A 25,387-nucleotide genomic window follows, 5' to 3' on the forward strand; every position below is an offset into this window, starting at 1 on the left:
GTACGCGCGCGTACCGGGCCCGTGGCGCGTGCCCTACGGCTCTCGGCGCAAGCCCACGACTCCCGACGACGCACGGCCCACGGCTCCCGGCGCAAGCCCCCACGAGTCCTCGTGCGGGCTTGTCCGTATTGGCACGGGCTCTGTCCACAGGTGTACGTCCCTTTCGGCGGGAACGGACACAATGGGGGACGTGAGTCACACCAGCCTGTCACCGTTGCCCTCGTCCGACCGCGTCGCCGTCGCCGCTCGGCTGCGGGACGCCCTGCTCGGCGCCTCCTTCACCGCCGACGGCCTGCTCGACCTGCTCGGCGCTCCGGCGTACGCGGCGCTGGCGCGCAGCGAGACCGTGCCCGCGCTCCGGGCGACCCGCGGGGACACACCGCTGGAGACGCTCGTACGGCTGTTCCTGCTCCAGCAGCCCGTGCCGTACGCGCGCGTGGCGGACGTGCTGCCGGTGGAGGACTGCCTGGCGAGCGGCTGGCTGACCCGGGCGGGCGCGGACGAGATCGCCGCGACCGTGGACATCCGGCCGTACGGCGGGCCCAGCGGCGAGGACTGGTTCATCGTGTCCGACCTGGGGTGTGCCGTCGGCGGCGCGGGCGGCATCGGCAGCCGCGAGGAGGGCGTCGTCCTCGGTGTGGGCGGCGCGTCCACGACCCTGGCCGGTATCACCGTCCGTACGCCCGTCTCCTCCGCGCTCGACCTCGGCACCGGCTCCGGGATCCAGGCCCTGCACGCCGCGCAGCACGCCACGCGCGTGACCGCGACCGACCTCAACCCGCGCGCCCTGCACATCACCGCGCTCACCCTCGCGCTCTCCGGTGCCCCGGCGGCCGATCTGCGTGAGGGCTCCCTCTTCGAACCGATCGCGGACGACGAGACGTACGACCTGATCGTCTCGAACCCGCCCTTCGTGATCTCGCCCGGCGCCCGGCTCACCTATCGCGACGGCGGGATGGGCGGGGACGATCTGTGCCGCACGCTCGTTCAGCAGGCGGGAGACCGGCTCAGCGACGGGGGGTACGCGCAGTTCCTGGCCAACTGGCAGCACGTGGAGGGCGAGGAGTGGCAGGACCGGCTGCGCTCCTGGGTGCCGCGCGGCTGTGACGCCTGGATCGTGCAGCGCGAGGTGCAGGACGTCACGCAGTACGCGGAGTTGTGGCTGCGCGACGCGGGCGACCACCGCGACGACCCCGCCGAGTACCAGGCGCGGTACGACGCCTGGCTGGACGAGTTCGAGGCCCGCAAGGTCAAGGCCGTCGGCTTCGGATGGATCACGCTGCGCAGAACGGCGGCCGCCGAGCCCTCGATCACGGTCGAGGAGTGGCCGCACTCCATCGAGCAGCCGCTCGGCGAGACCGTGCGCGCGCACTTCGACCGCGTCGACTACCTGCGGGCGAGCGACGACGCGGCCCTGCTCGCCGGGCACTTCAGGCTCGTGGCCGAGGTCGTCCAGGAGCAGGTCGGGCTGCCCGGCGCCGAGGACCCGGAGCACGTGGTGCTGCGCCAGCACCGCGGGATGCGCCGGGCCACCAAGGTGGACACGGTCGGCGCGGGCTTCGCGGGCGTGTGCGACGGCACGCTGAGCGCCGGGCGGATTCTGGACGCCATCGCCCAATTGGTCGGCGAGGACCCGGTGTTGCTGCGTGACCGTACGCCCGCGCAGATCCGGCTGCTGGTGGAGCAGGGGTTCCTCGAGCCCGCGGAGTGAAGGGCTGAGCCGCATGTGCCTGTTCTGGCGGGATTGGGCAACATTCATCAGGATTGGTCGGTAAAAGGGCTCCTGTCAGTGGTGCGTGCGAAGCTACCTTCAAGAGACAAGCTCCATGCGTCCTCGGGGGAGGCGCGCTGTCTCGGGGGAGGCGCCATGGCGGGGGAGACGCCGGATCAGGGCGAGGGCAGGATCATCGGCGGCCGGTACCGGCTGCTGCGGACGCTCGGCGCGGGCGGCATGGGCAGGGTGTGGCTCGCGTACGACGCGGAGTTGGCCTGCGAGGTCTCCATGAAGGAGATCGCGCTGCCGGACGTGCCGATGGACGCGGCGGAGCATGGGCAGCGCGTCGCCCGGGCGCGCAGTGAGGCCCGGCACGCGGCGCGTCTGCGCGGGCATCCCCATGTGGCCACCGTGCACGACGTGGTGGTGCACGAGGGACTGCCGTGGATCGTCATGGAGTACGTGCCGGACGCGGTCGATCTGCAGGCGGTCGTACGGCAGTCGGGACCGCTGCCGCCCGCCCGGGCCGCCCGGATCGGGCTGGCCGTCCTCGACGCGCTCTCCGCCGGACACCGGATCGGGATCCTTCACAGGGATGTGAAACCGGCCAACATCCTTCTGGCGCCCGACTCTTCGGGCGATCCCTACGCGCGTGTACTGCTCACCGACTACGGGATCGCGCTCCAGCCAGAGTCCCGCGAGCCCCGGCTCACCGCCACCGCCGGCATCCTCGGCACGCCCGGCTATCTCGCCCCCGAGCGCGCCCGCGGCGAGCCGCCGACCCCGGCCGCGGACCTCTTCTCCCTCGGCGCCACGTTGTACGCCGCCGTCGAGGGCCGCGGCCCCTTCGACCGGCCGGGTCAGTACGCGACCCTGACGGCCCTGCTCGGTGAGGAGCCCACCCCGCCCGTCCGCGCCGGCGAACTGACCTCAGTGCTGCACGGACTGCTCCTCAAGGACCCATTGCGGCGGTCGTCGCCGGATGCGGTCGCGCGGGGGCTTGAGCGGGTGGTGCAGGCGGCGGCGGGCGGGGTGTTCGGTCCACCGCCGGGGTATCCCGCGGGGCTACCGCCGGGGTACGTCGCGGGGGCGTCGCCCGGGTATGCGGCGGGGGCGTCGCCCGGATATGCCGCCGGGGCGCCACCCGGATATGTCACCGGCTCGCCTCCGGGAACCCCGCAGCCCCCGGGCGTCCCGCAGATCCCCGGCGTTCCGCAGGCTCCAGGCGTTCCGCAGATCCCCGGTGTCTCGCAGACTTCAGGCGTTCCGCAGACCTCAGGTGCGCCCCCGACCCCGCACAACCCGAACACCCCCAACACCCCGCCCAACCCCAACACTCCGCACACTCCACCCGGCGGCCCGGCCACCCCCGGCGGCCCGCTCGGACCGGCTTCCGGTGCCCCGCCTCCGTACGGCCCTTGGCGCCCGTCCACCCCCAGCGGCGCGTACGAGTGGAATCCGTACGCCGGGACCGGCGCGCCCACCCAGTCCACGGCCGGCCCGCCCCGGCCGCCCGCGCGCCGCAAGAGGCCCCTGGTCCCCGTCGTCGCCCTCGTCGTGGGCGTCCTCCTGGTGGCCGTCGGCGGCACCTGGGCCGCCGTCTCACTCACCGGTGACGACGGGGGCACGAAGGACACGTCCGCGAAGAAGCGCCCCACAGGGAGTCCGTCGTCGGGACCGACGGGGCCGGTGTATCCGTACGGCGAACAGGTGGGCCTCACCAAGCCGTTGCAGGCCGGGGACTGTGTGAAGGCGGTCTGGTCGGGGCCCACCTTCAAGTCGGCGCTCAACCTGGGCGTCGTGAACTGCGCCAAGGACTGGCCGGACGGCCAGGTCGTGGCCGTCGACACGGCCGACGACTACGCCGACGCCCTCGCCCATGGCGCGCAGCGCTGCACCAGCCAGAGCACGGCGACGGCCGACGCCCTGCCCGACGCGGGTGTCTACGCCGTCGTACCGACGAAGGACGGGTTCGGTGCGGCCAAGGGCGGTACGGCATGTCTCGTGCTCGGACGGCATGTCGCGATAGGCGGCGAGGTGGGGCGGTTCCGGGACGTGGGCGTGAATCTGTGGCCCACTCAGATGGGCACCGGGGACTGCTGGGACTACGCGGAGAAGGACAAGAGCTTCGATGCTCACCTGGCGGACTGCGGCGAGCCGCATACCGACCAGGTGATCGGCACCGCGCAGGCCGCGGCGGGCATGGACTACAAGAAGGCCCTCGCCCAGGGAGGCAAGCTCTGTACCAACAAGTTCGCGTCGAGTTGGGCGTCCGACACGGAGCACACCGTCTCCGGTTGGCTGGCCAGTGAGGAGGAATGGAATCAAGGTTTCAGCAAAGTCGTGTGCACCGTGAGACGGGTCGACGGCACGCGGACGAGCGAGCGGATACCCGACCCCGCCACGGTCTGAGCGGTCCATGGTGCGCCGTCTTCCCGGCGTTCACCGCAGGTTCGCACGTCGGCTTCCGGGGAGTGGCAGCCTCCCCATCCTGGGGCTCCGGGGTGGAAGGACATATCGATGGAAAGCGGACCAGCGATCTTCGTGGGGACGGTGTTCGCCCTGTTCGGAGGCGGACTGCTGGTCTGGACCGCCGTGCGGGTGCGACACGGCGAGCCCGTCGCCGTCGGTGTGAACCGCGTCGCATCGGCGACGCTCTCCGGCGTCGCCGGAGCGGGTGCGCTGGCACTGGGGATGTGGTGTTTTACGCGCGCGTGAGAGGTGGGCCTCCGGTAACTGGTAGGTCACGCTCCGGATAGGCCCGAAAGGGCTGCTGGACACTCCGGGCGGCAGGAATGGCGGTAGTCGGGTTACCGTTCGAGTGGCCGTTGCGGGCTTTTCCCGTTTGACACGGGGGCGGGATGTACCGTCACACTCCGCAGCGTCAGCATGACCCGACCCCCGGGACCAAGGCCTGGGGAGACCCCCTGCGTCGACCGGAGAGAAGAGCGAAGTTGTCCCCGACCAGCGACACCGCACACGGCGGCCGCCGACTCGTCATCGTCGAGTCGCCTGCCAAGGCGAAGACGATCAAGGGCTATCTCGGCCCCGGCTATGTCGTCGAAGCGAGCGTCGGGCACATCCGCGACCTCCCCAACGGCGCCGCGGAGGTGCCCGAGGAGTACACCGGCGAGGTGCGCCGCCTCGGCGTGGACGTCGAGCACGACTTCCAGCCCATCTATGTGGTCAACGCCGACAAGAAGGCCCAGGTCAAGAAGCTCAAGGACCTGCTGCGCGACTCCGACGAGCTCTACCTCGCCACGGATGAGGACCGCGAGGGCGAGGCCATCGCGTGGCACCTCCAGGAAGTGCTCAAGCCCAAGGTTCCGGTCAAGCGGATGGTCTTCCACGAGATCACCAAGGCCGCGATCCAGGCCGCCGTCGCCAACCCGCGCGAGCTCAACCAGAAGCTCGTCGACGCCCAGGAGACCCGCCGCATCCTCGACCGCCTCTATGGCTACGAGGTCTCGCCGGTCCTGTGGAAGAAGGTCATGCCGCGGCTGTCGGCGGGCCGTGTGCAGTCCGTGGCGACCCGGCTCGTCGTCGAGCGGGAGCGCGAGCGCATCGCCTTCCGCTCCGCCGAGTACTGGGACCTGACCGGTACCTTCCTCACCGGCCGCGCCGGTGACGCCAGCGACCCGTCCAACCTGGTCGCCCGCCTCACCACGGTCGACGGCAAGCGCGTCGCCCAGGGTCGCGACTTCGATTCGCTGGGCCAGATCAAGGGCGCGAACACGCTCCACCTGGACGAGACGAACGCCCGTGCGCTCGCCGTCGCCCTCCAGGACACGAACTTCGCGGTCCGCTCGGTCGAGTCCAAGCCGTACCGCCGCTCGCCGTACGCGCCGTTCCGTACGACGACCCTCCAGCAGGAGGCCTCGCGCAAGCTCGGCTTCGGCGCGAAGGCCACCATGCAGGTGGCCCAGAAGCTGTACGAGAACGGCTTCATCACGTACATGCGTACGGACTCCACGACCCTCTCGGAAACGGCGATCTCGGCCGCCCGCGCCCAGGTCACGCAGCTCTACGGCGCCGACTACCTGCCGGCCCAGCCGCGGACCTACGCCGGAAAGGTCAAGAACGCGCAGGAGGCGCACGAGGCGATCCGTCCCTCGGGTGATCGTTTCCGCACCCCGGCCGAGACGGGCCTGACCGGCGACCAGTTCAGGCTGTACGAGCTGATCTGGAAGCGGACCGTCGCCTCCCAGATGAAGGACGCGGTCGGCAACTCCGTCACCGTGAAGATCGCGGGCACGGCCTCCGACGGCCGCGACGCCGAGTTCAGCGCGTCCGGCAAGACGATCACCTTCCACGGCTTCCTGAAGGCGTACGTCGAGGGCGCGGACGACCCGAACGCCGAGCTCGACGACCGTGAGCGCCGTCTTCCGCAGGTCAACGAGGGCGACCCGCTGTCCGCCGAGGAGATCACGGTCGACGGGCACGCCACCAAGCCCCCGGCCCGCTACACCGAGGCGTCGCTGGTCAAGGAGCTCGAAGAGCGCGAGATCGGCCGCCCGTCGACGTACGCGTCGATCATCGGCACGATCCTCGACCGCGGATACGTGTTCAAGAAGGGCACGGCACTCGTGCCGTCCTTCCTGTCCTTCGCCGTGGTCAACCTCCTGGAGAAGCACTTCGGGCGGCTCGTCGACTACGACTTCACGGCCAAGATGGAGGACGACCTCGACCGCATCGCGCGGGGCGAGGCGCAGGCCGTGCCGTGGCTCAAGCGGTTCTACTTCGGCGAGGGCGACGCCGCGGGCGCCGCCGAGGCCGGCAACGGCGACGGGGACCACCTGGGCGGCCTCAAGGAGCTCGTCACCGACCTGGGCGCCATCGACGCCCGTGAGGTGTCGTCCTTCCCGGTCGGCGACGGCATCATGCTGCGTGTGGGCCGCTACGGCCCGTACATCGAGCGCGGCGAGAAGGACTCCGAGCACCACCAGCGCGCGGATGTGCCCGAGGACCTGGCCCCGGACGAGCTGAGCATCGAGCTCGCGGAGGAGCTGCTCGCCAAGCCGAGCGGCGACTTCGAGCTCGGTACGGACCCGGAGTCGGGCCACCAGATCATCGCCAGGGACGGCCGCTACGGCCCGTACGTCACCGAGGTGCTCCCCGAGGGCACCCCGAAGACGGGCAAGAACGCCGTCAAGCCGCGTACCGCCTCACTCTTCAAGTCGATGTCGCTCGACACGGTGACGCTCGGCGACGCCCTCAAACTGATGTCCCTGCCGCGCGTCGTCGGCAAGGACGCCGAGGGCGTGGAGATCACCGCGCAGAACGGGCGCTACGGGCCGTACCTGAAGAAGGGCACGGACTCGCGCTCCCTGCAGTCCGAGGACCAGCTCTTCACCATCACCCTCGAAGAGGCGCTGGAGATCTACTCCCAGCCCAAGCAGCGCGGGCGCGCGGCCGCCAAGCCGCCGCTCAAGGAGCTGGGCGAGGACCCGGTCAGCGGGAAGCCCGTCGTGGTCAAGGACGGCCGTTTCGGGCCGTACGTGACCGACGGCGAGACCAACGCGACCCTGCGCTCCGACGACAGCGTCGAGGAGATCACTCCGGAGCGCGGCTACGAGCTGCTGGCGGAGAAGCGCGCCAAGGCCCCCGCCAAGAAGACCGCGAAGAAGGCCGCCGCCAAGAAGACGGCGACCAAGAAGGCCCCTGCCAAGAAGACCGCCGCGAAGAAGACGACGACTTCGAAGACGGCTGCCAAGAAGGCTCCGGCCAAGAAGGCCGCCGCCAAGAAGACGGCGGCTTCGGAGAACTGAGGTCCGGGCTCGCGGCCGCTGTCAGGTCTCGGCGGCCGCTGTCAGGTCTCGCGGCCTCGGCCAGGTCTCGCGGCCTCTGTCGGATTCAGATGTGGACGCCCCTACACCTTTCGGTGTGGGGGCGTCCACATGTTCGGGCACCCCTACGGGCAGTCAGTGGGGCCGGATAGGCTTGCAGGATGACGCGAGCCGAGCAGCCAACGGCCCCCACTCCGGCCCCCGACGACGCCCTGGTCGCAGATTCCCGCGAGCGCGCCGTCCGCGCGTTGCTGCGCCGACCTCAGCTGAAACGGTTGTGGAGCGCCCACCTGGTGGGCGGTGTCGGCGACACCCTGGCCCTGCTCGTGCTGGTCATCCTCGTCCTTCAGGCGGCGATCGCGGAGGGTTCCTTCGGCGGTGGCTACCGCGGGGTCGCCCTGGCCGTGGCGGCCGTCTTCGGGGCACGCATTCTGGCCACGCTGCTCTTCGGAGCCGTACTCCTCGGGCCGCTCACCTCGCTGACGTCCCAGGAGGGGCCGCTCGACCGGCGCTGGACCATGGTCGGAGCCGACGGACTGCGCGCCGTGCTCATGCTCCTCGCGCCCCTGTGGATCGACTGGACCCCGGACAACGCACTCGCCGCTCTCCTCGTCCTCGCCTTCGTGACCGGCGTCGCCGAGCGCTTCTGGACGGTGTGCCGGGAGAGCGCGGCGCCCGCGCTGCTGCCCGCGCCGCCGCTGGAGGGCGCCACCGTACGCCCGCTGCCGGACCACCTGGACGCACTGCGGCGCCTGTCACTGCGTACGGCCTTCGTGGCGGTGCCGATCGCGGCCGCCACGCTCGTCGTGGTGTCGCTCGTCAGCAACCTGCTGGGTGCCGGGATCGCCTGGTTCGACCAGCATCAGGGGGCGCTCGCCTCGTACGTCGCCGCCGGACTGTTCGCCGCCTCGCTCTCGGTGCTCACGTTCCTCGAACTGCCCGACACCCGCACCCCGCGTGCGCGCTCGCCCCTGGAGGGCCTGCGCCGCCCCAAGACGGGCACGGGCGTCGACAAGGGCCGTACCGGCGCGATCCCGCTCCTGGTGCTCGCCTGCGCGGCCGTCGCCGCGGCGGTCGCGGCCGCCGTCGCCGTCTCCGTGCTGCAGGCCAAGGACCTGGGCGGTGGACCGGTCACGTACGGCCTGCTGGTGCTGGCGCTGACCGGGGGTGTCGTCATCGGCATCCGGACGGCCTCCTCCGTGCTGCCGTCGCTGTCGCGGCGCCGGCTGCTCTCGCTGGCGATCGCCTTCACCGGGATCGCGCTGCTGGCCGCCGGTCTGGTCCCGGACGTCACCACGGTGTTGCTGATCGCCGCCCTCGCGGGCGTCGGAGCGGGCGTCGCCGCGAACACCGGGCACGCGCTGCTCGACCAGGAGACCGAGGAGTACCGGCGGGCGCGTACGACGGAACACCTGCACGCGGTCGTACGGGTCTCCGTGGCGCTCGGCGCCCTGCTGGCGCCGGTGGTGGCCGCGGCGATCGGCCCGCACCGGCTCGAGGACGGCAAGTTCGTGTTCGCGCACGGAGGCGCCGCCTTCACGCTGATGCTGGTGGGCGCTCTGCTGCTGCCGGTCGCCGCCCTGGTGCTCGCCAAGGTCGACGACCGCTCCGGAGTGCCGCTGCGGCACGACCTGCTGGACGCGCTGCGCGGCGGCGACGACCCGGTGCAGAATCCCACCGCGAACGGGTTCTTCATCGCCCTGGAGGGCGGCGACGGGGCCGGGAAGTCGACGCAGGCGGAAGCGCTCGCGGAGTGGATCCGCGCGAAGGGCCACGAGGTCGTGGTGACCCGCGAGCCGGGCGCCACGCCGGTCGGCAAGCGGCTGCGGTCGATCCTGCTGGACGTGTCGTCGGCGGGCCTGTCGCACCGCGCGGAGGCGCTGCTGTACGCCGCCGACCGCGCCGAGCACGTGGACACGGTGGTGCGGCCCGCGCTGGAGCGGGGCGCCGTCGTCATCTCCGACCGCTACATCGACTCGTCGGTGGCCTACCAGGGAGCCGGCCGGGACCTGTCCCCGACCGAGATCGCCCGCATCAACCGATGGGCGACCAACGGACTGGTGCCGCATCTGACGGTGCTCCTCGATGTCTCCCCGGAGGCGGCGCGTGAGCGCTTCACGGAGGCGCCCGACCGGCTGGAGTCGGAGCCGGTCGAGTTCCACACGCGCGTGCGGTCCGGTTTCCTGACGCTGGCCGCCGCCGACCCGGGCCGGTACCTGGTCGTCGACGCCGCCCAGGAGCCCGAGGCGGTCACCACCGTCGTCCGGCACCGGCTCGACGTGATGCTGCCCCTCTCCGAGGCCGAGGTGAAGGCCCAGGAGGAGGCACGCAAGGCGGCCGAGGAGGAGGCCCGGCGCAAGGCCGAGGAAGAGGCCGCCCGCAAGGCCGAGGAGGAGCGACTGGAGCGCGAGCGCCAGGAGCAGCTCGCCCGGCTGCGTGCGGAGGAAGAGGAGCGCAAGCAGCGCGAGCTGGAGGAGGCTCAGCGGCGCGAGGCCGAGCGCCAGGCGGAGGAGGCCCGACAGCGCGCCGAGGAGGCCCGCCGCCGGGCCGAGGAGGAGCGGGCGCGGCTGCTGGCCGAGGAGCAGGCCCAGGCCGCCGAGCAGGACCGGCTGCGCAGGCTGGCCGAGGAGCAGGCACGGCTGCGGGCCGAGGCCGAGGAGCGCCGCCTGGAGAAGCAGCGCAAGGCCGAGGAGGCGCTGCTGCGGGCCGAGGAGGCGCGGCGGGCCGCGACGGAGACGGCGGCAGCGGCGGCGGCCGCCGCCACGGCGGCTTCGACGTCCGCTTCCGCTTCGACGACCGCCTCCGCTTCCGCTTCGACTGCGGCTTCTGCTTCAGCTCCTGCGCCGGCTTCTCCTTCCGCTTCGGCGCCTGTGGGTTCTGGCGAGTCGCCGGCCGCGGGTCCCGTGGCCGACAACGAGACGACGGTTCCCACGCCGGTCGTGACGCCCCCGAGCACCTCGGGCGGCTCGGTGGACGAGACGACGGTGCTGCGGCCCGTGCGCTCCGGAGAGAGCCGCGAGGGTTCCCGTTCCGACTCGGAGGAGACGGCCAAGCTGCCGAAGCCGCCCGTGCCCGAGGAAGCGGCCGAGAAGACGGCCGTGCTCCCGCCAGTGGTTCCGGGGGCCGCGGACGAGACCACGGTGCTGCCGCCGGTGGCGCCGGGCGCGGCCGACGAGACGGCGGTGCTTCCTCCGGTACGTGACGGAGGCGCGGGTGCCGTCCCGGATGCCGGTGCGGGTGATCCCGCGGACCGGGTGCCTCCGGGCTTCTTCCGGGACGAGCGGCCCGAGCCCCGGCCCGAGAGGGCCGGTGACCGTACGCGTGAGCTGCCCCAGGTCAATGCCGAGGGCGCACCGCGCCGCCGCCCCCGTTCCGACTGGGCGGAGGAAACCCCGCTCGACGATCTCCCGACCCTGGCGGACGAACTGCTGGGCCCGCGTGACGACGACGAGCAGGACGACGGGAGCGAGGGACGGGGCGGTCGCCGCCGTCGCTGAGCCGCTCTCAGCAGCCGCTCTTGAGAGCGGCGGCACCGATGCCTGGCCGTGGTTCGTGGTTCGTGGAGCGGTCCGGGGACCTGTTGTCAGTGGCGACCCGCACAATGGACGCGGCAAGGCAAAGTGCGACGAAAGGGCGGTGCCCCGTGCCTGTGTGGGACGACCTGGTGGGCCAGGACAAGGTGAGCGAGCAGCTCGCCGCCGCCGCTCGTGACGCCGACGCCCTCGTTTCGGCGGTCGCCGCGGACACCCCGCTCCCCGAGGCGTCCAAGATGACGCATGCCTGGCTGTTCACCGGCCCGCCCGGCTCCGGGCGTTCCACCGCGGCGCGGGCCTTCGCGGCGGCGCTCCAGTGCGTGAGCCCCGACCGCGCGCTGGGCGGAGTCCCCGGCTGCGGCTTCTGCGACGGCTGCCACACCAGCCTGATCGGGACGCACGCCGATGTGCAGATCGTCCGCACCGACCTCCTCTCCATCGGTGTGAAGGAGACCCGTGACCTGGTCCGCCGCGCCCAGATGTCCCCGGCGACCGGCCGCTGGCAGGTCATCGTCCTGGAGGACGCGGACCGCCTCACGGAGGGCGCGGGCAACGTCCTTCTGAAGGCCGTCGAGGAACCGGCCCCCCGTACGGTCTGGCTGCTCTGCGCGCCTTCCATCGAGGACGTCCTGCCCACCATCCGCTCCCGCTGTCGCCTGCTCACCCTGCGCACCCCGCCGGTGGACGCGGTAGCCGACATCCTCGTCCGCCGGGACGGCATCGAGCCCGCTGTCGCGGCGGCCGCCGCCCGCGCGACGCAGGGGCACATCGGGCGCGCCCGCCGTCTCGCCACGGACCAGCGTGCCCGTGAGCGCCGGGCCGCCGTCCTCAAGCTCCCGCTGCGGGTCGACGACATCGGCGGCTGTCTCAAGGCGGCCCAGGAGCTGATCGACACGGCCTCGGAGGACGCGAAGCAGCTCGCCGAGGAAGTCGACGTCAAGGAGACCGAAGACCTGAAGGCGGCCCTCGGCGCGTCGCAGGGCGGCCGTATGCCGCGTGGCACCGCGGGCCTCATGAAGGAGCTGGAGGACCGGCAGAAGCGCCGGAGAACGCGTACGCAGCGCGACAGCCTGGACCTGGCCCTCATCGACCTCACCGGCTTCTACCGCGACGTCCTCGCCCTCCAGCTCGGCTCCCGGGTGGCCCTCGCCAACACGGAGGCCGAGGATGTACTCGAGCGCCTCGCCCGCGGCAGCTCGCCGGAGGCGACCCTTCGCCGGATCGACGCGATCGCCGCGTGCCGCGAGGCACTGGACCGCAATGTGGCCCCGCTGCTGGCGGTGGAGGCGATGACGATGGCGCTGCGGGCGGGCTGAGCCGAGAGTCTCGACGGCACGCTCGAGCCGAGGAACTGGAGCCGACAGCGACCAGCCGACAGCGACCAGCCGACAGCCGGGCCGGGCCGTGCCGAGGAGCCGGAGTGAGGAGCTGAGGCGAGGTGTGGGGACCAGGAGTTGAGTCGCCATGTTGACGGAATCACTCGTACGAGGCACATCCACGACTGTTGGTGATCATTGCGTCGCCCAGGGTTACGCTCGCGAGATGTACTCCAGGTACTTCAGGCGCACTCCCCGGCCGCCCCGGTCCCGTCGGCCGAACCGACCCCGCGGTGCGATCCGCGCGATGCGTACCGTCCGTGCGGGCGGCGTGCTGCTCGCCGCCACCGCGCTGCTCGTCTCTGCCTGCTCCACGGGGAGTTCGACCAGGACGGCCACGACGTCGGCGGACGCGGTGCTGGCCGCACTGCCCCGCGCCACACCCTCCACGCTGTCGCCGTACTACAACCAGAAGCTGGCCTGGCGCAGCTGCGGCGCCTCCGGCTTCGAGTGCGCCACGATGAAGGTGCCTCTCGACTACGCGAAACCGGCCTCGGGCGACGTCAAGCTGGCCGTGGCCCGCAAGAAGGCGACAGGTCCCGGCAAGCGCATCGGCTCGCTGCTGGTCAACCCGGGCGGCCCGGGCGGCTCGGCGGTGGGCTACCTCCAGTCGTACGCGGGGATCGGTTACCCGGCTGAGGTCCGTGCCCGCTACGACATGGTCGCGGTCGACCCGCGCGGGGTGGCCCGCAGCGAGCCCGTCGAGTGCCTCACCGGCCACCAGATGGACACGTACACGGAGACGGACGTCACCCCCGACGACAAGAAGGAGACGGGTGAACTGGTCGACGCGTACAAGAAGTTCGCCGAGGGCTGCGGCCGGCACTCGCCGAACCTGCTGCGGCACGTGTCCACCGTCGAGGCGGCCCGGGACATGGACATCCTGCGCGCGGTCCTGGGTGACCAGAAGCTGAACTACGTGGGGGCGTCGTACGGGACGTTCCTCGGGGCGACGTACGCGGGCCTGTTCCCGGACCGGGTGGGCCGCATGGTCCTGGACGGCGCGATGGACCCGTCCCTGTCCGCACGCAGACTCAACCAGGACCAGACGGCGGGCTTCGAGACGGCGTTCCAGTCCTTCGCGAAGGACTGCGTGCGCCACAGCGACTGCCCGTTGGGTGGCCCGGGCACGAGCCCGGACCAGGTCGGCAGGAACCTCAGCGCCTTCTTCAAGAAGCTCGACGCGAAGCCGATCCCGACGGGCGACGCGGACGGCCGCAAGCTCGGCGAGGCGCTCGCGACGACGGGCGTGATCGCGGCGATGTACGACCAGGCGGCGTGGCCGCAGCTGCGCGAGGCGCTCACCGCGGCAATGAAGGACAAGGACGGCGCGGGCCTGCTCGCCCTCTCCGACAGCTATTACGAGCGCGACGCCGACGGCAAGTACGCGAACCTGATGTTCGCCAACGCGGCCGTGAACTGCCTCGACCTCCCGGCCGCCTTCTCCACACCCGACGAGGTGGAGAAGGGCCTTCCCGGCTTCGAGAAGGCGTCCCCCGTCTTCGGTGACGGCCTGGCCTGGGCCTCCCTGAACTGCGCGTACTGGCCCGTGAGGCCCACCGGCGAGCCGCACCGCATCGAGGCGAAGGGCGCGGGCCCGATCCTCGTGGTCGGCACCACCCGGGACCCGGCCACCCCCTACGCCTGGGCCAAGTCCCTCGCCTCCCAGCTCTCCTCCGGCGTCCTCCTCACCTACGTCGGCGACGGCCACACCGCGTACGGCCGCGGCAGCGTCTGCATCGACTCCACGATCGACCGCTACCTCCTCCAGGGCACCCCTCCCGCGAAGGGAAAGCGCTGCTCATAGCCCTCCCACACGCCCCGGAACCGGCCCTCCCGGGGCGTGTACAGAGCACCCCCGGAAACTGTGTAGACTTACCGACGTTGCTGATCGCACCATAGTGCGGACAGCGCGCCGCCTTAGCTCAGATGGCCAGAGCAACGCACTCGTAATGCGTAGGTCTCGGGTTCGAATCCCGAAGGCGGCTCTGTGGAAGCCCCAGGATTCTCACTCGCCGTGACCTGGGGCTTTTGCTTTTTACCGGACGCGGCGGCGGGCGCGGGAGCGGGCCGCGCGGCGGTCTCCAGTCTCAGTTCTAGTCTCAGTCGCGGGCGCAGGGGCAGGTTCTGGGGCGGGCAGGAACGTGTCTCCCATGCGGCGCATGGCGTCCTTCGAGAGGTGCGAGCGGCCCTTGACGTAGCGGCGGGTCTGGCTGATCTGGGTGTGGCGCAGGATCTCCATGATCGTGGGCATGTCGACCCCGAGTTCGTTGAGGATCGTGCCGGCCGTGTGGCGGCTTCCGTCGTAGAGGCGGCGGTCTCCGATGCCCGCCTCTGCCAGTAGTTCCTTGAACTCCTCCCAGTCGTCGCGGGGGTCGATGGGGCGGCCATCGGGTCGGGTGAACACGGCGTGGTGTTCCTGCCAGAGTTCGCCGGCGGCGGCGCGTAGTTCGTCCTGCTGTGCCTTGTGCGTGATCAGGTAGGGGATGAAGGCGGGCGGGATCGGTACGGGGTTCGTGCTCTTCCTGGTCTTCGGGCGGGTGAAGGCCAGTCCTCCGCCCTTGCGGTCGGGGCAGATGCTCGCGTGCTTGACGCACGTCGCAGAGCACGGCTTCGGGCATCCGCGCTTGTAGTTCTTGTGCGTGGCGCAGTCGGGCGGGCAGGGGTCGAAGCGGTGCAGGCGCTCCCCGCAGGCGTGCGCGTCGCCGCAGCCGTGCCGCCACGTGAGGCGCTGTAGCTGCCACCTGGGGTGGAACAGTTCGGCCGCGAGGTCGACGTACGGCCATCGCAGTCCCAGGGTTTCGCCCTGCCGGAACCCCATGCCGACTCCGACGATCCACCGCATGAACGTGGGCCGCTTGGCCGCCGCTTCCAGGAACGCTTTCGCTTCCTCCTGGGTGAACGGGTTCGTCTCGGTCTCGTCGATGCTGGGCGGGTCGACCAGCGTGGCGACGTTCTCACCGATCATCCGGCGGCGGTGGGCAATCTTCAGGGCCCTCGACAGGATGCGGTGCACCTTGACGATGTGGGACGGGGCGTGGCCGGCGTCGAGCATGGCCCGGTACATCTGCTCAAGGTGCTCGGGGGCGAGCTTGTCGATGCGGTGCTTCCCGACGCCAGGAACGATGTCGTTGCGGGTCTTGGACCAGTAGTCATCGAGCGAACGCGGCTTAAGCTTCAGGCTCGCGATATCGGTCAGGTACGTGGTCATCCACTGCTCTACGGTCGGCTTGCGGCCGGCCACCGGGGCGCGTCCCTTGTCCCGGAGCTTCTCCAGTTCACGGACCTTGCGGCGCACTGCGGGTTCGGTGCGGGCCATGCGGTGGCGGCGGTCAGGGCTGCCATCAGCCAGTACGCCCATGGTCACGCGACCGTGCCACCAACCGTCATCACCGAAGTAGATGGTCGATTCCAGATCCGACTTCCGGGGGCTCATGTGTGTTCCTCCACGCGGGAGGCGCCCCGAGCGGAGTGCTCGGGGCGCCTCAGGGTGTGCTCAGGTCAGTTGGGCAGCAGAGCGAGGGCGGCTACGAAGGCTTCGAGGTCAGTGCGCCGAATCCGGCGCGTGCGACCCAACTTGATGTACTTCAGGGCGCCCTCGGCCATCAGCTCGTAGACCGTGGACCGGCCAAGGGCGAGTGCCTCGGCAGCTTCCTCGGGCTTGTACAGGAGTCGGTCGACGGGGGCGGCGATCGCGGTGCTCATCCGGGTGCCTCCTGGGCAATTCGTCTTCGCCTTCGGGGAGTTGCGCGGGGGACCTTGCCTGCGCCTGTCCGAGGTGCGGATTTCTGCGTCATTGCGTCATCAGCGTCATTCGGGCTTCTGACCTGCGGTTTTGAGTGACGCAGGCGGCGAGGCCTGCGTCATGGGTGCGTCATGGGCTGCGTCATCCGTGACGTAGCCCATGACGCAGGTGACGCAGGATGACGCAGGCGCGGCCGTCTGCGTCATGGCGGTAGCCGCAGGTCAGGGGCCGTTTTTCGGCTCGCATGACGCAGATGACGCAGCGTCTTCCCTCTTAGGAAAAAGAGAGGGGGTGTCTGGTGTAGTGCGGTGCCGCTCAGAGCGTGAAGAAGGAGCCGCTGCGCGGCATGTCCTTAGGGCGGCGCGAGCGCCGAACAGCAAGAGGAGCACGCCCCGGCGGGTGCCTGAGACATTGAGGAAGCCACATCCACTGTCCGTACCTCGTGCGAAGCTGAGGAAGCCGGAGAGCAACGTAGAGGGGGATTCATGACAAGAAGGCCTCGTCAACACCAAGTCGCGTCGTACGCCGTCGCAGCAGTTCGTCAGGAGTGGAATAGGCGAGGGCATGCAGTTGATGAGATAAAGGAAGACTACGGCGAAGATCTACTAGTACAGACTTGCCTTGATGGGCACATGGATCCAGGAAAGATCTGGATCCAAGTAAAAGGAACCGAGAAGGGTTGTCGCGATAGCGGAAGAAATCTCCCTTCCGTCTACGTGGACTCGAACCAGATTCTACGCTGGGCCCGAAGCGCAGACCTTGTCATAGCCGTCCTCTGGGACGTCAAAGACGACTGCGGGTGGTACACCGAACCCAAAATACATTTCAATCACCTAAAGCTCAAGGAACAGATTGGGCACCAACTCCCGCTGAATTTCTCGCGCGACCAACCATTCGACCAGGATGCCGTGGACCACTTGGCATGGTCCGCCAGAATCGAACACGTAAATCAGCGATTGCAGTACGCACTGGCTAGCGCACTAGAAGCGGAAAAATGGGGGGAAGAATCGGGTGTAATTTTCCATACTGAAGTCGCAGCTACTCTTGCGCTTGATTTCGCTATTGCCACCAAAGTAACCGACTCTAACGGAGTGGCTAGCGATCAATTTCTGACAGCATTCTACGCCGCGCTCGGCGCCAGAAAGATAGAAGACCGTGGGGTCGCTAAGGCGAGAGCTGCGATCCTCGCCGCTTCGCAAGTAATCCGAGAGAATTGCGCCAACAGCAACACTCCCCTGCGCCTAGCGAGGGAAATGGCGACACTTTTCCTTGAAGGGCAATTCGGAAGGGTGCCCCCTGAAGCACTGTGACCCCTGGGGCCACTACTGGCATCAATGGCTATACCTAGCGAGGAGATGAGCGGTGAGCCGGCGGGAGTTAGCTTCCTACTTCACACAAGCCACAATGGAAATGCAGCTAGAGTACGAACGCATCCGATTACGCGCTACCGAAGATCCCGGAACAGCCGGAGACGAAGGTGAAGAGAATTGGGCATCACTCTTCAGGAAGTGGCTTCCAGGGGATTTGCAGATCACCACAAAGGGACGCGTACTCTGCGGCAACGGTGACACCACAGATCAGGTCGACATCGTCGGGGAATTGCGCAGGGCGCGGTCGACGAGCTTGCCGCGCTGCTGGCCGACCGGACTCGGGTGCTAGGCCCGGACCACCCCGACACCCTTACTGCCCGGCACGACCTTGCCTGGTGGCGAGGGGAGTCGGGGGATGTGCAGGGTGCGGTCGACGAGCTTGCCGCGCTGCTGGCCGACTGTATCCGGGTGTTGGGCCCGGACCAATTCGGCACCCTCGCCGCCCGGCACGCGCTCACCCGGTGGCGGGGGCAGGCGGGGGATGTGCAGGGACCGGCTGAGGCGTAAGCAAACCTCGGGTTCGGATTTGACCTCAGTCTCAGTCTTAGTCTCGATTGCTGTTCAATCCGGTGTAGTACGCGCCCGTCCGTGAACGTCTGGCCCGCCACCTGACCTGCAATGCGAACTCATTGACGGACGTCCTCAGACCACTGCGGAACAAGCCCGGACAGCTCGTAATGCGTAGGTCTCGGGTTCGAATCCCGAAGGCGGCTCCATGGGAAACCGCAGGTCAAGCCTCTGACCTGCGGTTTCTTTGTTTTCTTGACCTTGGAATGTGCTCGGATAATGCTTCAGTCGCCTGTGCATGGAATGCGTAGGTCAAAGGTTTCGCCCTCCGGGGTCGTCGGTGCGTTCGGGATCCCGGAAGAGGTCGTTGAACTGCTGTTTCTTGGATTTCTACTGATCCATGAGTCAGTAAATCCAGGGGCGACGGTGGCCAAGGGGTGGCCGTCCGTGCAGCGTCAGTGCACGGACGGAGCCCGAGGCGGTGGGAGCGGAGTCCGAGGAGGAGGTTGCTTTTTTTGTGGGCCGTCGACAAATGCCTGGTTCGGGCGTGCGGTGCGCGTGTCCGCGAGGGTTCTGCGCCACTCATCCGGTGACCGAGCGGCCTGCCGTGAAGATGTGTCGGATCTCGCGGAGGGTGCCCAGTTCGGTGAGCGGGTTGCCGTCGACGACGATGAGGTCGGCGCGCATGCCGGGAGTGAGGGCGCCGGTGTCGGACAGTCCGAGGGCATGGGCTGCGTTGACGGTGGCCATGTCGAGGATCTCGGTATGTGCGAAACCGAGCGAGGCGAAGAACTCGAGCATGCCGACGTAGTCGTCGAACCGTGCTCCTGGCACGCCGGCGTCGGTGCCGGCGATGAACCGGACACCGGCCTCCCGCATCTCCAGGATGACCTCGACCATCGCCTTCGCCCGCTCGGGCCCCATTTGATCGAGGAAGAGCCGCCAGTCCCCGGAGACGCAGCGGCAGACGGCCACGTCGTTCTCGACCATGCGGCGGATGACCGCCGGATCGTGGACGATGCCCTCCGCGGTGCGCCAGGAACAGTGCTCGATGGTTCGGACGCCGGCGGCCACACAATGGGCGATGGTCTCCGAGCCGTGTGCGTGCGCGGCCACTCCCAGGCCATGGCGCTCGGCTTCCTCGACTATCAGGCGCAGCTGGCCGGGCGTGAACTGCGCCTCCCACATACGCGGGCCGCTCGGAGTGAGCGCGCCGCCTGAGGCCATCACCTTGATCAGATCGGCTCCCGCCGCCGCGTTGCGGGCGATCTGCGCCCGGATGTCGTCGTCCGTGCTCACTTCACCTCCGAGAAAGCCGCAGTGGCCCCCGAGTGAGGTCAGCGGCGCGGTCGCGGCGACGATGCGTGGCCCGACCCTGGCGCCGGAGTCGATGGACGCACGCAACGCCACGGTGAGTGCGTCACGGTCACCGAGATCCCGTACGGTCGTCACTCCGGCGGCCAGCATCTGTTCGGCGCGGTCCGCGATGGAGGCGGACAGCTTGCCCGGGTCCGCCTCGGCCACCGCGGTGATCGGATCCGGACCGGCGTCGAAGGCAAGGTGGACGTGGCAGTCGATCATTCCCGGCAGCACCGTGGCCCCGGGACACCGCAACCGGGGCACCCGCGCATCGACCGCCTCGTCCAGGGCGGCGGCGGCGCCGACCGCGGCGATCTTGCCTGACTCGATGAATACGGCGCCGTCGGCGGTCACTTCGTCCGCGGGCCCGACGATCACGCGGTCCGCGGTGATCAGCACCTCGTTCATGGTGTCCTTTCGCGCAGGGCGTGGGATAGGGCGATGAGTTCATGGGCGTCGGCACCCAGGTCGTTGGTGGTGGGCGACGCGACAAGAGTGGCGGGCAGTTCGGTGTGTGGGGACTCGGCCGTCGGCTTGAGTGTCAGTGCCTCGCTGATGTGCCGCGCGAGTTGATCGGCCGGGCTTTGGGCAAGATCGGTGTAGGGGGCGACGCGTGTCAGGTAGGGGCTCAAGCGCACCAGTCCGTCCCGGCATTCGATGAGCCGACGGTAGAACCGCCGCTCGTAGGTACGGCGTCGGCGGAGACGATGCCATCTGGAGGCGTCCGGTGGACGGTTCAGCACGAGTTCGGGATAGGCGGCCGTCAGCGCCTTCCACAGTGCGGCAAGCTCGTGATACATGCGGCGGTGGTGTACGACGGACCGTATGCGGGTGACCAGTTGCACGGCGGCCGAGTAGCAGATTCCGGCGAGGACGACGCCCATGGCCCAGTTGGACAGCGACCAATTCACGGTGTTGAACGCCTCGTGCGAACCGGGTTCTTCGATGCGCAGAGCCACCAGGATCATTCGGTTGACCGACGTGATCGTCAGTCCCATGAGTCCCAGGGCCATGGTCAGTAGGCCGAGCCCGAGGTTCCGGGAGGCCCTGCGCGCGTAGCCCAGGGCCCACAGGCCGGATGCCAGGTAGCCGTAGACGAAATAGGCGTTGCCGATCAGGTAGAACGAGGCGATGGCCGGACGCGCCATGTCCGGTGTGCTCAACGAGTGGTCACGCATTCCCGCAGGTGTGGTGATCATGGCGAGGATCAGGGCGGTCAGGGTACCGGCGAGCAGGACGGTGTTGATCCGTAGGTGTCGACGGTATTCGGCCCGCGTACCGCGCATGGCCGAGACGAAGACCATGACGAGGGCGAAAAGGCCGGACATGTAGAGCCCGTTGAAGACCACCTTGCCGAGGCCGACGGCCGTGGCCTCGTCGATCGCCTCGTTGATCTCGGGGAAGCTGAGGATCTCCCCGGTCATCAGGAGGAGTAGTGAGGCGACGAGGAAGCGCAACACCCGGTCGTGCCGGGCACGCGCCAGGTCCAGGCCCTTCCACAGCACCCCGCCACCCAGCAGGATGATCAGCGGTACCTGGAACATCAGGCCCACCCCCATGGGGGGTTCAGCGCTGAACCCAGCGGATCCAGGGCCGGGTCCTGGGGCGTACGGGCAGTGACATAGTCGATGACTATCGCCCATTCCTGGATGATCGTCGCCACCAGCTCGGCTTCGCGTTCGTAGTCCTCGGTGTAGCAGGTGCGCCGGAAGCCCCGGGTGATCAGGTCACGAGGAAAGTCCGGGCCGAGATCGGGGAATTCCCCGCCCGGGTCACCGTCGTCCTGATGATCGGCGAGAATATGGCCGACCTCGTGCAAGATGATGTGATCCTGGTGAACGCGGGTGGTTTCCTCCTGGTAGAAGATGACCTCTTCGTTCGGCCGGGACATCCATAAGCCGAACGGTCCTGGGACGGGCAGAGCCCAGGGAATCAGCCGGATGGGTCGGCCCAGATGTTCACCGAGCTTGCGGCACAGGTCGTCCACTTGCAGCGGGGGTTGGATGTCGAGTTTCCGTAACAGCCGTTTGCACTGTCGGCGCAGCTCACGTTCACGTACGGCCACTATGTTCCTTCTTGTAGTCCACTGCCCGGATCAGGAGCGTCGTCCTGGTCGAAGACCGCGATCATCTTGAGCAGTTGCCTGCGCATGGCCGGGGTCATGGCGCCCGCCCTCATCGCGATCGCCCGCACCTGGTGATCGGCGAGCCGCTGCCGCAACAGGTCATCCTCGGGATCGTCCTGGCCGACCAGTGACTGCACCGTGATCGGGGCCGTCCCCGGGGGGCGGTGGTCGTCGAAGAACTTGGCGAGCCCTTCCAGTACGCCCAACGTCGGGTTGGTGTGCGAACCGTTGCGCAGCATCGCCAGGTAGCTCCGGGACAGGGTTGCCGGATGCGATGTGTCGGCGGTGACCGCCCTGGCCACTTCTGCGGTCGAGTACTCCCTTTGTCGACCGTGGTCATCGATCGATCGCGTCGCCGCGAACAAGGCGTTCAACCGTTCGGCCAGTGACCGCCGTTGCTCCTGGTTGCCCACCGACTCCATGATCACGCTCCCAGCGTAAAGTTCGCGGCCGCGTTCACGGCACGGAAAATCGGCCATACTGCGCCATCTATTGGACCAGTTGTGCACCTGGTTGACGTCAAGTGCGGCATAGCGCAAATATATTGGACGCTTCGCCAACAGATGGGCGATGGTGCGGGAGTGCGAGGGGCGCGACTCAGGTGAACGACGTGGAGGCGGGAACCGCGCGTCGTGTCGCCGATGAGTGGTCCGTCGCGGAGGCGTGTGGCCTCCGCAGGCGCTGCCGCCGGATACCCCATCCGCGCGACCCACGGCCGCGGGCGGTGTGAGCGTGGTTCCCCGGAGCTGAGGAGTAAGCGCGTTGGTTTCCCTGTGCCTCACGGTCGAGGATCTCGCTCGTGTCCGCTTCGTCGGCACGCTGGGGCCGGAACTCGAAGCCCGGTTCGCCGAAGCAAGATTCACGGACGCGCGACCGGACGAGTTCGCGGAGTGGCGCAGAAGAGTGCGGAGAAGGCTGCGTAGCTCGTTGTCCGTGTCAGCGGCCCAGGTGCCCTCCCAACGTCGGAGATCGATGAGCACACCCGGTCTTGACGCTCATCGCTTTCATGCCGCGGCGATCGAGCCGTTCTGGGGGCGTATACGCGACTGCCTGGAGTCGGAACGTGAGATGCGCGGCAGAAATCTTCTCTCGGACGGCGTGGACGGGGTCCTCAACGACCTGCACCCGGCCATCAGATGGGACGCCCCCTACCTTGACGTGGACAACGGGCAGGACGTGCCCGGCATGCAGTTCGTGGGGGACGGCCTGGTGCTTGCCCCGTCGCTCTTTGCGCCCGGCCCACTGGTGCTCGATGCGGAGACCGGGGGAAAAGGAGCCCCCGTCCTCGTCTACAACGTCAGACCGGCACCCGAATCCGTGTCCGCGCTCTGGGAGGAGGACGAAGACAGGGCTGCTTCACTGCGCGACCTGCTGGGAAACACCAGGGCGAGCGTGCTGGAGTCGGTGCGATCGCCCAGCTCGACCGGTGAGATATCGCGCCGACTCCGCATCTCCAACCCCTCGGCCAGCAAGCACCTGGGCGTACTGCGCAGATCCGGGCTGGTCGCGACGGAGCGCCGCAACAACCTGACTGTGCATCGCCTCACGTACCTCGGCGAGGCCGTCCTCGGCAGACAGGACTGACACGGTCCCGTAGGCACGGCCGGGAATCGGCCCGAGGGAAGGCTGTAGGTAGGGAGAACCGGAAGGGCGGGTCTCGACCTAGCCGTCATGACCTCGACACGGTGTCGGGGCTGCAATGACGGGGTGATGGTTCATCGGGTCGAGAAGACGGTCGCAGGACTGGCGCGCGAGACCACCCGCCACTGGGGCACCCGGTTGTCCTGGGCCCTCGGGTGGGCGCTCGCCGCGCTCTGGGCGCTGGGATTTCCGCTGGTGTCGCACCTTGAGACGCACCGCGTCTGGGGGTTGAGCGCCGGCATCGGGTATGCGTGCGCGGCGATAGCCACGTGCTGGCAGCGGGGGCCACGCGCCCGCACGGCCGCCTTGGCGATCGCGCTGGCAGGAGCCGTCGTACTGCCTCTGACGTACCTGGTGCTGACGGGGGAACAGCAGAGTGAAGTCGGCGTGATCGAGCGGTCCGGGGTCCTGATGCTCCATCAAGCCACCCCCTACCTGGCGCATCCGCACCATGTTGTCGATTACACGCCGTACTTGCCCGGCATGTCGCTGTTCGGTATGCCCCGGGCCCTGCTCGGCGAGGACTCCTGGCCCCTGCGCCTGCTGGGAGACGCTCGGATATGGTGCGCCCTGACCTTCCTTTCGTGCCTGTGGGCCGGACGCCGGGTCCTGAGGCCGTCGGCGGCCGCGGCCCGTCCCGTACGTTCTGAACGCCTGCCGTACGGGACGGCGATGGCGGTGCTGACCGCTTCTCCTCCGGTCGCGTTGGCGTTGTGCGTGAGCGGTGTGGACCTCCCGCTGGCCGGACTTTGCTGTCTAGCACTGGCCCTCGCCGCCCGGGGACGGTACGTGGCCGCCGGGCTGGCACTGGCGGCGGCATGCTCGCTGAAGTGGACCGCGTGGCCCGCGATCGCGGTCGCCGTGGCCCTTTTGGGATGCGTCTGCGGCAGCCGGGCGGCCTGGCGCTGCGCGGGTGTGGCGGTCGCCGGGACGCTGGTCGTGGTGTTGCCGAGCGCGCTGCTGTCGTCGGCCGCCATGGTCCAGCAGGTGGTGGCTTTCCCCACCGGCCGTGGTGGGGTCGAGACGCCGGCGGACAGTCCGCTACCGGGGCGTCTGCTCACCGAACTGGGGTCGGCCGGCTGGTGCGTGGCCGTGGGACTGCTGCTCATCGGCGCACTCGTCGTCATCGCCTCGCTGATCGTGCGACCGCCGGCCGACGCGACGTCCGCCGCTCAGCGTCTCGCGATCGGCCTGTGTGTCGGCTTCCTGCTGGCCCCCGCCGGTCGGTTCGGCTACCTCGCGCTGCCGGTCGTCCTCTTTGTGTGGGCTCGGTGCGCCGCACCGGAGCGCCGCACCAGGGTGGTGGGCTCAGGTATGTCCCGGGCAGGTGAGTCGAGGCAGAGCGGGCCTACGCCGTCGGGTGAAAGGTCCGCCCCGACCGCCGTTGACGAGGACACGGTGAATCGGAGGAACACAGCGGGCGTACGGGCTGCCGTGCCCTCGCTGCGTGCGGGAGGCGGTCGATGACGAGGCGCGCATTCCCGAGGAGCACCGTTCGACGCGCCACCGGGGTCGCTGCCGCACTCACCTGGGCGGCACGCCGCCTGGACTCCGTCGAGGACGAGATCGCCGGGGTGGGGATGCTCGTCCGTCCTGGGGACGTCTGTCTGGACGTGGGTGCCGAGTACGGGCTGTACACCTGGGTCCTGTCCGCGCTCGTCGGCCCGTCCGGCCGGGTGCACAGCGTCGAACCGCTGCACGGACCGGCTCGCTGGCTCGGCGTGGCCTCGCGGATGCTGGGCTGCGCCAACGTGACGGTCCACCGCAGTGCTCTGGGCGGACGGGCGGGGCACGGGACCCTGAGCCTGCCCCGCAGACGAGGGCTTCCGGTCCACGGGCGCGCCTACCTGACCGAAGGGGCCACCGGCCCGGGCCCGAACGCGGAGTTCCGTATCTCGCGCCCCGTCTCCACACCGGTCCGCACGCTGGACGAACTCGTGCGCAGCGAAGGGATCGAAAAGGTCGGCTTCGTGAAGGCGGATGTCGAAGGAGCCGAACTCGGAGTGCTCGAAGGCGCCCACGAGACCCTGCTCACGCACCGGCCCCCACTGCTGCTGGAGGTCGAGGACAGACATCTGCGCAAGTACGGGGCTCGCTCCCGTGACGTCGTACGACGGCTCCAGGGCTACGGCTACCGGCCGCACCGCTGGCAGGGCACGCGCTGGGCGGAGGTACCGCACGTCAGCGACGACTGCCGTAACTACCTCTTCACCTCTTGACCGCCCGTCACC

Annotated in this window: 19 protein-coding genes and 1 tRNA gene; 14 read left to right on the plus strand and 6 right to left on the minus strand. The window is 69.3% G+C overall.

Annotation, left to right across the window (positions count from 1 at the left end; genetic code table 11):
* Positions 1 to 181: 181 nt before the first annotated feature.
* The 8 genes from ACFZDJ_RS10475 to ACFZDJ_RS10510 all read left to right on the plus strand — a co-directional run bounded on the left by ACFZDJ_RS10475 (position 182) and on the right by ACFZDJ_RS10510 (position 14,397).
* Positions 182 to 1,711 (plus strand): methyltransferase, encoded by a 1,530-nt coding sequence (locus ACFZDJ_RS10475; RefSeq protein WP_390934262.1) that lies wholly within the window; start codon positions 182 to 184, stop codon positions 1,709 to 1,711.
* Between the two features lie 156 nt (positions 1,712 to 1,867).
* Positions 1,868 to 4,126 carry a protein kinase gene (locus tag ACFZDJ_RS10480; protein WP_391057669.1) on the plus strand — a complete coding sequence of 753 codons (2,259 nt, stop codon included), beginning with the start codon at positions 1,868 to 1,870 and terminating at the stop codon, positions 4,124 to 4,126.
* Positions 4,127 to 4,234: 108 nt separating this feature from the next.
* Positions 4,235 to 4,432 carry a hypothetical protein gene (locus ACFZDJ_RS10485; protein ID WP_168509929.1) on the plus strand — a complete coding sequence of 66 codons (198 nt, stop codon included), beginning with the start codon at positions 4,235 to 4,237 and terminating at the stop codon, positions 4,430 to 4,432.
* A gap of 236 nt (positions 4,433 to 4,668) precedes the next feature.
* Positions 4,669 to 7,482 carry a type I DNA topoisomerase gene (gene topA / locus ACFZDJ_RS10490; protein WP_390934265.1) on the plus strand — a complete coding sequence of 938 codons (2,814 nt, stop codon included), beginning with the start codon at positions 4,669 to 4,671 and terminating at the stop codon, positions 7,480 to 7,482.
* A gap of 179 nt (positions 7,483 to 7,661) precedes the next feature.
* Positions 7,662 to 10,997, plus strand: a complete 3,336-nt coding sequence (gene tmk / locus ACFZDJ_RS10495; protein WP_391057672.1) for a dTMP kinase — start codon at positions 7,662 to 7,664, stop codon at positions 10,995 to 10,997.
* A gap of 146 nt (positions 10,998 to 11,143) precedes the next feature.
* The gene (locus ACFZDJ_RS10500; RefSeq protein ID WP_390934268.1) at positions 11,144 to 12,349 is read left to right on the plus strand and encodes a DNA polymerase III subunit delta'; all 1,206 of its coding nucleotides are present in this window, start codon (positions 11,144 to 11,146) and stop codon (positions 12,347 to 12,349) included.
* Positions 12,350 to 12,656: 307 nt separating this feature from the next.
* A complete protein-coding gene (locus ACFZDJ_RS10505; protein WP_391057675.1) occupies positions 12,657 to 14,216 on the plus strand; it encodes an alpha/beta fold hydrolase in 1,560 nt (519 codons plus the stop codon).
* Between the two features lie 107 nt (positions 14,217 to 14,323).
* A tRNA-Thr gene (locus tag ACFZDJ_RS10510) sits at positions 14,324 to 14,397 on the plus strand.
* A 50-nt stretch (positions 14,398 to 14,447) separates the two neighbouring features.
* On the opposite strand, the gene ACFZDJ_RS10515 is transcribed toward ACFZDJ_RS10510, so the two are convergent.
* Positions 14,448 to 15,845, minus strand: a complete 1,398-nt coding sequence (locus tag ACFZDJ_RS10515) for a tyrosine-type recombinase/integrase (protein ID WP_391057677.1) — start codon at positions 15,843 to 15,845, stop codon at positions 14,448 to 14,450.
* Between the two features lie 65 nt (positions 15,846 to 15,910).
* Complete coding sequence (locus tag ACFZDJ_RS10520) at positions 15,911 to 16,114, minus strand: helix-turn-helix domain-containing protein (protein WP_362081431.1); 204 nt, start codon at positions 16,112 to 16,114, stop codon at positions 15,911 to 15,913.
* A gap of 525 nt (positions 16,115 to 16,639) precedes the next feature.
* Between ACFZDJ_RS10520 and ACFZDJ_RS10525 the strand changes: the two genes are divergently transcribed.
* From ACFZDJ_RS10525 to ACFZDJ_RS10535, 3 genes are all read left to right on the plus strand, one after another.
* A complete protein-coding gene (locus ACFZDJ_RS10525) occupies positions 16,640 to 17,464 on the plus strand; it encodes a DUF4365 domain-containing protein (RefSeq protein ID WP_391057680.1) in 825 nt (274 codons plus the stop codon).
* 100 nt (positions 17,465 to 17,564) lie between these two features.
* Entirely contained in the window at positions 17,565 to 17,813 is a 249-nt protein-coding gene (locus tag ACFZDJ_RS10530; protein WP_391057870.1) for a DUF6602 domain-containing protein, read from the plus strand.
* Positions 17,753 to 18,031 carry a tetratricopeptide repeat protein gene (locus ACFZDJ_RS10535; RefSeq protein ID WP_391057873.1) on the plus strand — a complete coding sequence of 93 codons (279 nt, stop codon included), beginning with the start codon at positions 17,753 to 17,755 and terminating at the stop codon, positions 18,029 to 18,031. The genes ACFZDJ_RS10530 and ACFZDJ_RS10535 overlap by 61 nt, the downstream gene beginning before the upstream one ends.
* 582 nt (positions 18,032 to 18,613) lie before the next feature.
* On the opposite strand, the gene ACFZDJ_RS10540 is transcribed toward ACFZDJ_RS10535, so the two are convergent.
* The 4 genes from ACFZDJ_RS10540 to ACFZDJ_RS10555 are packed head-to-tail and all read right to left on the minus strand — an operon-like array spanning position 18,614 to position 22,075.
* Positions 18,614 to 19,798, minus strand: coding sequence for an amidohydrolase family protein (locus tag ACFZDJ_RS10540; RefSeq protein ID WP_168509936.1), 1,185 nt, complete (start codon positions 19,796 to 19,798; stop codon positions 18,614 to 18,616).
* The gene (locus tag ACFZDJ_RS10545) at positions 19,795 to 20,934 is read right to left on the minus strand and encodes an MAB_1171c family putative transporter (protein WP_391057682.1); all 1,140 of its coding nucleotides are present in this window, start codon (positions 20,932 to 20,934) and stop codon (positions 19,795 to 19,797) included. The genes ACFZDJ_RS10540 and ACFZDJ_RS10545 overlap by 4 nt, the downstream gene beginning before the upstream one ends.
* A complete protein-coding gene (locus ACFZDJ_RS10550; RefSeq protein ID WP_391057685.1) occupies positions 20,934 to 21,455 on the minus strand; it encodes a hypothetical protein in 522 nt (173 codons plus the stop codon). The genes ACFZDJ_RS10545 and ACFZDJ_RS10550 overlap by 1 nt, the downstream gene beginning before the upstream one ends.
* A complete protein-coding gene (locus tag ACFZDJ_RS10555; protein ID WP_390934274.1) occupies positions 21,455 to 22,075 on the minus strand; it encodes a hypothetical protein in 621 nt (206 codons plus the stop codon). The genes ACFZDJ_RS10550 and ACFZDJ_RS10555 overlap by 1 nt, the downstream gene beginning before the upstream one ends.
* Positions 22,076 to 22,583: 508 nt before the next feature.
* Here ACFZDJ_RS10555 and ACFZDJ_RS10560 point away from each other — a divergent pair.
* The 3 genes from ACFZDJ_RS10560 (at position 22,584) to ACFZDJ_RS10570 (ending at position 25,375) form a co-directional block, all read left to right on the plus strand.
* Positions 22,584 to 23,099, plus strand: a complete 516-nt coding sequence (locus tag ACFZDJ_RS10560) for a helix-turn-helix domain-containing protein (RefSeq protein ID WP_390934276.1) — start codon at positions 22,584 to 22,586, stop codon at positions 23,097 to 23,099.
* A gap of 126 nt (positions 23,100 to 23,225) precedes the next feature.
* The gene (locus ACFZDJ_RS10565; protein ID WP_391057688.1) at positions 23,226 to 24,623 is read left to right on the plus strand and encodes a glycosyltransferase 87 family protein; all 1,398 of its coding nucleotides are present in this window, start codon (positions 23,226 to 23,228) and stop codon (positions 24,621 to 24,623) included.
* On the plus strand, positions 24,620 to 25,375 hold the full coding sequence (locus ACFZDJ_RS10570; RefSeq protein ID WP_390934278.1) for an FkbM family methyltransferase: 756 nt from the start codon (positions 24,620 to 24,622) through the stop codon (positions 25,373 to 25,375). The genes ACFZDJ_RS10565 and ACFZDJ_RS10570 overlap by 4 nt, the downstream gene beginning before the upstream one ends.
* The last annotated feature ends 12 nt before the right edge of the window (positions 25,376 to 25,387 follow it).

This window comes from Streptomyces sp. NPDC007896 (genome assembly GCF_042959425.1).
GTDB lineage: Bacteria > Actinomycetota > Actinomycetes > Streptomycetales > Streptomycetaceae > Streptomyces.

What these genes read in the sequence shown, in the direction of transcription:
- ACFZDJ_RS10475 (WP_390934262.1), top strand. Translation starts at nt 182, where the DNA reads ATGGGGGACGTGAGTCACACCAGCCTGTCACCGTTGCCCTCGTCCGAC.
- ACFZDJ_RS10480 (WP_391057669.1), top strand. Translation starts at nt 1,868, where the DNA reads ATGGCGGGGGAGACGCCGGATCAGGGCGAGGGCAGGATCATCGGCGGC.
- ACFZDJ_RS10485 (WP_168509929.1), top strand. Translation starts at nt 4,235, where the DNA reads ATGGAAAGCGGACCAGCGATCTTCGTGGGGACGGTGTTCGCCCTGTTC.
- tmk (WP_391057672.1), top strand. Translation starts at nt 7,662, where the DNA reads ATGACGCGAGCCGAGCAGCCAACGGCCCCCACTCCGGCCCCCGACGAC.
- ACFZDJ_RS10505 (WP_391057675.1), top strand. Translation starts at nt 12,657, where the DNA reads ATGCGTACCGTCCGTGCGGGCGGCGTGCTGCTCGCCGCCACCGCGCTG.
- ACFZDJ_RS10515 (WP_391057677.1), bottom strand. Translation starts at nt 15,845, where the DNA reads ATGAGCCCCCGGAAGTCGGATCTGGAATCGACCATCTACTTCGGTGAT.
- ACFZDJ_RS10520 (WP_362081431.1), bottom strand. Translation starts at nt 16,114, where the DNA reads ATGAGCACCGCGATCGCCGCCCCCGTCGACCGACTCCTGTACAAGCCC.
- ACFZDJ_RS10525 (WP_391057680.1), top strand. Translation starts at nt 16,640, where the DNA reads ATGACAAGAAGGCCTCGTCAACACCAAGTCGCGTCGTACGCCGTCGCA.
- ACFZDJ_RS10530 (WP_391057870.1), top strand. Translation starts at nt 17,565, where the DNA reads ATGCAGCTAGAGTACGAACGCATCCGATTACGCGCTACCGAAGATCCC.
- ACFZDJ_RS10540 (WP_168509936.1), bottom strand. Translation starts at nt 19,798, where the DNA reads ATGAACGAGGTGCTGATCACCGCGGACCGCGTGATCGTCGGGCCCGCG.
- ACFZDJ_RS10545 (WP_391057682.1), bottom strand. Translation starts at nt 20,934, where the DNA reads ATGTTCCAGGTACCGCTGATCATCCTGCTGGGTGGCGGGGTGCTGTGG.
- ACFZDJ_RS10560 (WP_390934276.1), top strand. Translation starts at nt 22,584, where the DNA reads ATGCGCGGCAGAAATCTTCTCTCGGACGGCGTGGACGGGGTCCTCAAC.
- ACFZDJ_RS10565 (WP_391057688.1), top strand. Translation starts at nt 23,226, where the DNA reads ATGGTTCATCGGGTCGAGAAGACGGTCGCAGGACTGGCGCGCGAGACC.
- ACFZDJ_RS10570 (WP_390934278.1), top strand. Translation starts at nt 24,620, where the DNA reads ATGACGAGGCGCGCATTCCCGAGGAGCACCGTTCGACGCGCCACCGGG.